General features: G+C 50.9%; 4 protein-coding genes and 1 pseudogene. 4 read left to right on the forward strand and 1 reads right to left on the reverse strand.

Annotated features, from left to right (window positions below; translation table 11 throughout):
- Positions 1-1,123: aldehyde dehydrogenase family protein (locus J4G02_21305; GenBank protein MCE2397062.1), on the forward strand; the 1,123-nt coding region annotated here is incomplete at its 5' end.
- A 57-nt stretch (positions 1,124-1,180) separates the two neighbouring features.
- On the opposite strand, the gene J4G02_21310 is transcribed toward J4G02_21305, so the two are convergent.
- The gene (locus tag J4G02_21310; GenBank protein ID MCE2397063.1) at positions 1,181-1,786 is read right to left on the reverse strand and encodes a DUF559 domain-containing protein; all 606 of its coding nucleotides are present in this window, start codon (positions 1,784-1,786) and stop codon (positions 1,181-1,183) included.
- A 320-nt stretch (positions 1,787-2,106) separates the two neighbouring features.
- Here J4G02_21310 and J4G02_21315 point away from each other — a divergent pair, with 320 nt between their 5' ends.
- The 3 genes and pseudogenes from J4G02_21315 to J4G02_21325 all read left to right on the forward strand — a co-directional run bounded on the left by J4G02_21315 (position 2,107) and on the right by J4G02_21325 (position 6,172).
- Positions 2,107-3,645: a glycoside hydrolase family 127 protein gene (locus J4G02_21315; GenBank protein MCE2397064.1), complete on the forward strand. Its 1,539-nt coding sequence runs from the start codon at positions 2,107-2,109 to the stop codon at positions 3,643-3,645.
- A 152-nt stretch (positions 3,646-3,797) separates the two neighbouring features.
- Entirely contained in the window at positions 3,798-5,012 is a 1,215-nt protein-coding gene (locus J4G02_21320; protein ID MCE2397065.1) for an MFS transporter, read from the forward strand.
- Positions 4,999-6,172: pseudogene (locus J4G02_21325) on the forward strand (MFS transporter). The gene J4G02_21320 and the pseudogene J4G02_21325 overlap by 14 nt, the downstream one beginning before the upstream one ends.
- Positions 6,173-6,326 lie beyond the last annotated feature (154 nt).

Here is a 6,326-nt window from a genome sequence, read left to right on the forward strand (position 1 = left end):
TTCGACGCTGATGCAGGGTTATAACCTCGAAGATATCGCTACCGGCATTGATGAAATCATGATTCGGCAGCCGGTGGGTGTTTGTGCGGCAATCGCACCATTTAACTTCCCCGGAATGATTACATCGTGGTTTATGCCGTACGCTATCGCCTGTGGCAACACGTATATCGTCAAGCCTTCCGAGAAAGTGCCGCTGACGATGCAGAAGATTTTTCAACTGATCGAAGGTACAGGACTACCCAAAGGCGTTGTCAACTTAGTGAACGGTTCCGAGGCTACAGTAAACGCTATTCTAGATAACTCCACCATTAAGGCGGTCAGCTTTGTCGGTTCGACAGCAACCGCTAGGTATGTTTATAGCCGGGCGACAGCCAACGGTAAACGCGCTCAATGCCAAGGTGGAGCGAAGAACCCAATTATTGTCCTACCGGATGCGGATCCAGAAATGACGCGTCACGCGACCGCCGAGAGCGCCTTCGGATGCGCGGGGCAACGGTGTTTGGCGGCTTCACTGGCTGTTACCGTCGGTGAGGCGCGAGAGTGGTTCACGGATGCGATGACCGATGCTGCAGAAACGCGAGTCGTTGGCTACGGGTTAGAGGAGGGCGTTGAGATGGGTCCCGTGATAACGCCTGAAAGCAGATCCCGAATCGAAGGACTTATCCAGAAGGGGTTGGATGAGGGTGCGAAGGCTTTGGTCGACGGACGCAATCCGCAGATCTCCGGATATGAAAATGGAAATTTCGTCCGCCCAACGCTCTTGGGCGATGTGAATCCATCGAGCGAAATAGTCAAGACGGAGATTTTTGGTCCGGTTTTGAGTGCCATCCATGTGGACACGATTGACGATGCAATTTCGCTGGTAAACGGTGGAAGTTATGGGAATATGGCGTGTCTATTCACCACCAGCGGCGCCGCTGCACGGAAGTTCCGCTACGAGGCGGAGATTGGTAATATCGGGATTAACCTCGGCGTTGCGGCACCGATGGCGTTTTTCCCGTTCAGCGGGTGGAAGGATAGCTTCTTCGGGGATATGCACGGACAGGGCAAAGACGCGGTTGAGTTCTTCACACAGAAGAAGGTGGTCGTGGAACGGTGGGCGAGAAAAATCTTTTCGGTCTGAAGAATGTGACTAGTCTGCGATCTCGAAGAGGTCCAATTGTGAATCTGTACCCAATGTTCATTCCTCTTCTTCCTCAAAGAGATTCAGTTGTGCATCTGTATCATCTCGGTAGAGGTCGTAAGCCAAGCTACGATCGACAGGTCCTCCGTGTCGGTCGATGAGTGTTCGGACCTGATCGATGCAGCCGTGTATGTCGTTGCGAATCTCGTCCGTACCGAAACGCTGAACCAACCATCCGCGGGTTGTTAGGTAGGTATTTCTTCTTCTATCCCATCTTACAGCATCGTCGTAATCGTGAGTGGCACCGTTGCATTCGATGTTAATCATAGTTCCATCGCTGCACTCGATTGCGAAATCCAGATCATAATTGGTGTTGCGTTCACGGATTTCATACTGACGTTCCGCTTGGATTTCAGCGACTCTTAACCCGTCCCACATCAGATCTTCGATCGGATCCTGCGCTGCATTGAGTTTCGCTAGTGTCGTCGTAATGAAAGTGACGCGCCTTAGGCGTTTGCTTGGAATTGGTTGCGGCAACCGTTGTAATGGTGAAATCTCCAGTTTGTAATACAGCGTCTCCGCATTCTGGTTTCCTGCCTCGTCAGGCAACAGTTCGATCCGCCGTGCTGTACTTATCTGGTTAATCTCCATGTAGTAGTTCACGGCAAAAGCATCTCTTCCGAAAACCTTGGTTTGATAGAATGCGAGGTATCACATCTGATTTATTATATTTCGGATAGACTGGGACCTCCTGTCGGTAGGAATGCGATACCAACGCTGCGTTCGCGCAATCTCCAAGTCCCGCTGGTTGTTCATAATCGCAACAAGGACTTCGGGGGAGGGGTAGTTTGAGGTGGCTATCATCTTATGGATTATCCTTCCGTAAAGGTTAGCTGTCGAGAATAATACCCCCTCTCGTTCGTATTGTAAAGGGGAAAGTGGGAGACTTTAGGGACGCTAGTTCGCTAAAGAAAGGGTGACAGATGAAAGATCCAATGGAACCAATCGATCTCCGGGTAAACGTACTGCTCGGTATCGAACATATCTGTAACAGCGTAGATCGTGAGCGAGACTGCCGGCCATATTTCCGCTTCAACCTGATTTCGCCGCCTGTTTGGTCTCAGCACGAAGCCGCTGATACGCCACACACCGTCGGTAGATTCCTACATGCCCTCAATGTGTGCCATGGGATGGTTGGTTTGCCGGATGATACGGAACTGCTAGAAGGGCTGCGCAAACAAATTTTTGCGAGCTGTGATCACAGCGACGGTTTCGCTTGGGACGATATGGGGGGCGATTCAAGCCCACCCTTAGCATATATGCACCATCAGCGCGAAGCGTTGCTCGCCTTAATCGCTGTCTGGCGGATTTGGGGCGATCCGAAAGCCGAGCAATATGCCAAAGCAATCGTTACAGCAATGGAGAAAACGACCCGCGCCACCGGAACGTATCCGGGGAGATGCTTGGAACCAGACGGTTGGCAGGAAGATAACATAGCAACGACAACTTCTGAGCGGGCAATCGGTGCACTAATCGCCTACAGCCATACCTTTGACGATTCGCTGGGGATAGATCTGGCACTCCGTTTCGCCCGCCACGCCCTCGCGGTTAGTTTCGGGGAGAATGGAGAGTTGACCCCAACCTGTGGGACACATATCCACTCTATCACCGGGACAATCGCCTCGCTTGCAGAGCTAGGATTGATTACCGGGGAGCGAGAGTTTACCGCCCGGGCACGCCTCATCTTTGATGTGGGGATGCTGCCCTATCGCACCTCAACCGGCTGGGTCAAAGAGAGCGTGAACGCAAAATACGGTCGGGGTGAGGCGAACTGTACCGCAGACCTAATCGAGGCAGCATGTCTGCTTGGTGCGTCGGGCTATAGCTCCTATTTTGAAGATGCGGAACGGATGCTTTGCAACCATCTGCTTGCCTCACAGATGGACGACCTGTCATGGGTTGCGGAAAATGAGGGGATGGAGAATACCGAAAAACGGGCGTATGAAGAGTTGCGACGACGAGCGCGGGGGGCTTTTTGCTTCGGTGAGCCGAACGGTTTCCATTCCTATAACTCAGATTTGACCGGTGCTGCCTTACAGGGCATCGCATCCGCTTGGGAACATATTATCACCTGCGAAGATAACGGCAACGTCCGCGTCAATCTGTTATTGTCCCGCGAACATGAAGCAGTCACAATCCTCAGCGGTACCACCACTCTGGTGGTCGAAACGAAACGCCCTATTGAGATGCTCTCCATTCGCATTCCCCCTTGGTGCGAATCCCTTCGGGCAACCGTTGACGGAAATGCAGTACCGATAACCCGGTATCACCTGAAAGTGGAACAAGTCCGTGAAGGAGCTCAGGTTAAAATGACTTTTGATCGACCGCAGTTTTTGACGCAGGAACGCGCCGTGGGATATGAGAACCCCTATCGGATTCAGTGGTCGGGGAACACAGTCACCGCTATGGACGGTGCTGGGAAGCATATGGCATTGTACCCGACATTGGAGCCAGTGGAATAAAAATTACCTTGACCTCGTCGTAATTTTGCGTTATTCTACCTCTTGACGCCGGACAAGCAACATTTTTTCGATTCTTGATTGGGTATAACGTCGTCCGGCTGAGATGCCCTGACCACGATTTACACACGCCAAATGTTTGAACGCTTACATTAATGCCAAAAACTTCCCCATTTTCTCCACGTAAACAACTCTATTTCCTCACCGTTGTCCATACCGTCATCGATTCCTACGCAACTGTTTTACCGCACCTACTCCCCCTACTGCTCAAAAAACTCGCATCTCAAACCGCTGCGCGGAATAGCCTTGCAGGGATAATCATCTCAGTTTATAGCACCTTCAGCTCATTAGGGCAGATCTTCTTCGGTTGGGCATCAGATCGGTTTCAGACGCTCCATTTCGTGACTTTTGGCGTCGCATTCACCGCTATTGCGCTGAGTCTATTGGGAATTGCACCTTCACTTTTTTTCGCACTCGTGCTGCTAGGGATTGGCGGCTGCGGTGTTGCCGCTTTTCATCCAAAAGCCACCAGTCAAGCAGCAGCACTCGCCAGAGGGGAGAGAGGTTTTGCCATATCAATATTCCTGACGGGAGGAAACATCGGGCGCGGTCTCGGTCCCTTGCTCATCATGTATCTGGTGGTGTACCGTTACGGGTTGGAGTCGATGCCGTGGTGCATGTCCGCTGGGATCCTCATCGCGTTGCTTATTCCGAAAGTCTTGAAGACACCGCCGCCGGCAGCGGTGAATGTATCATCTCAAGTGGCAGCAGCACCCACAAACGGCTCTGCAAAACGAAAGAATCTTTGGGAAGCAATTCGTCCCCACTGGCAACCACTCCTTGTGCTTTATCTGCTCTCCGTCGTACGCACAATAACAGGAATTGGACTGGAAAATTTCCTCTCGTTATATCTTGATGACTTACAGTACTCCAACTTCGCACGGTCAGGAGTTATCGGACTGTTTATATTTGCTGGCTCGATGGGCATCATGGTAGGCGGATCGCTCTCCGATCGGATTAACTACTACGGTTTATTGCTGTTTTCTTTCATCGCCTCCGTCCCACTTTTATACCTCTCTCTGCATAGCACAGGAGGCACCTTTCTGGTTCTTCTCTTTCTAGGAAATTTTGTCCTCTCCAGTTCAACGACGATTAATATCGTTCTCGCCCAGCGATTGCTCCCTGAACACGAAAACATCGCTTCCAGTTTCATGATGGGTGCAGCATGGAGCATTGGCGGATTGTTGAGTATTCCGGTTGGACTGCTCGGCGACCACTTTGGACTGGCGAGGGTGTTGGACGGATTGGTGATGCTTCCATTGATAACGGTTGTGCTGATCCCCCTGCTGAAACAGAATGATACCAGATAAATCTAACACTACCCTCCGTAATCGGCTTTATCTGTTGACGTTCGCCCATGCCGTCGTCGATGCCTACTCCACGACGCTACCCCATCTTTTACCACTCCTGTTCAGAAAACTGGTATCGCAAACCACCTCTTGGAGTAGCCTTGCAGGGTTACTCATTGCCGTTTCTGGGGTTTTCAATTCCTTTAGTCAGGTACTTTTTGGACAACTTGCAGACCGAGGGCGGACAGCGTACTTCTTGATTCTCGGTGTTGCGATACCTTCAGTTTGCACCAGCTTAATGGGTGCTGCCCCGTCCCTTTTCGCGCTCATGTTGTTGCTGATAATTGGCGGCATGGCCGTGGCAGCATTCCATCCGCCGGCAGCCGTTCAAGCAGCGGTATTAGCCAAGCGGGGGAGAGGATTCGGCGTATCCTTGTTTATTACGGGGGGAAACGTAGGACAAGCGATTGGACCGTTCTGCATCATGCTCTTGTTAAACCGCTATGGATTGGAGCGGTTGGTGTGGTGTATGATTCCGGGGCTTCTCGTCGCACTACTCGTCGCGAGAACCAACTACTCTCGACCAGTTTTCGCACGCCGAACCGAAGAAGGAAACCCTCTGGATTGCCCTCCGTCCCGAACTGCGTCCGCTCATCGTGTTATATCTAATCACTACCTTGAGAACCGTTACGACAGTCGGGGTGTTGAATTTCCTATCACTGCACCTTGATCAACAGGATTTTTCAAACATCGAGCGTTCAGCGGTGCTTTCCCTCTTTGTATTTGCCGGTTCAATAGGTATCATGACCGGCGGTTCTCTTTCAGATCGGATTAACCATTATACTTTGTTACGCTTTTCGTTGCTTGTCGCGCCACCGATTCTATACGCCGCGTTGCATAGTAGCGGCGCGCTCTTTTTAATTCTGCTGCTTTTGGGAAATTTTACGCTTTCCACTTCGGTCACGATCAATATCGTTCTGGCGCAGCAACTGCTTCCGAAACATGAAAATCTTGCCTCCAGCTTTGCAATGGGCGCAGCATGGGGGACCGCAGGATTATTGAACTATCCGGTCGGTATGATTGGTGATCGGGTTGGATTGCCGAAATTGCTAGATGGATTGGTTATGCTGCCGTTGGCGACCTCAGTTTTGACGCTGTTTTTGAGGCGAGAAACAAAGTAGCGATAAAATGTTCGGTGCTAACACTTTAGAACAGTTATATGCTAAAATTTATAATGGTCATGCGTCAAGCTAACACCATTGGTTATTGGAGGAGAAAAATATGCAAACTAAAGCTGTTTTCAAAAGAGTAAGTCCTTATCAAGAAGACGAAATG

Source organism: Candidatus Poribacteria bacterium, from assembly GCA_021295755.1.
GTDB lineage: Bacteria > Poribacteria > WGA-4E > WGA-4E > PCPOR2b > PCPOR2b.